1 protein-coding gene is annotated in these 257 nt (G+C 56.8%); it reads left to right on the top strand.

Features of this window, described 5'->3' with window-relative positions; all coding sequences use genetic code 11:
• A partial coding sequence (locus SB753_RS38910) for a glycosyltransferase family 4 protein (protein WP_410805396.1) occupies positions 1-257 on the top strand: 257 nt, incomplete at both ends.

Here is a 257-nt window from a genome sequence, read left to right as displayed (position 1 = left end):
CGAACACGTGACGACACTGCCGCTTGAATTCCCAGCCAAGCTGAAAGACGCCGGCCGCATGATTTCAGCGTGGCGCGCATTGCGCTCGTTGCTGGAGACAGAACGCTTTGATGTTGTGCACGTCAACGGCTCCCCAGACCATCGCCTGGTCGTATTCAGCCTGATGTGCTTCAAGGGCCGCAAGCCACGCATTGTATTGACCAAACACAACTCCATCGCCATCAAGAGTGACTTCGTCACGAAGATCAGAGCCCGCG

The sequence above is a fragment of the Paraburkholderia sp. SIMBA_053 genome (genome assembly GCF_046534895.1).
Classification (GTDB): Bacteria; Pseudomonadota; Gammaproteobacteria; order Burkholderiales; family Burkholderiaceae; genus Paraburkholderia; species Paraburkholderia caledonica.
The sequence above is the reverse complement of the archived record's forward strand: the minus strand, read 5'-3'. Positions and strand labels throughout refer to the sequence as shown.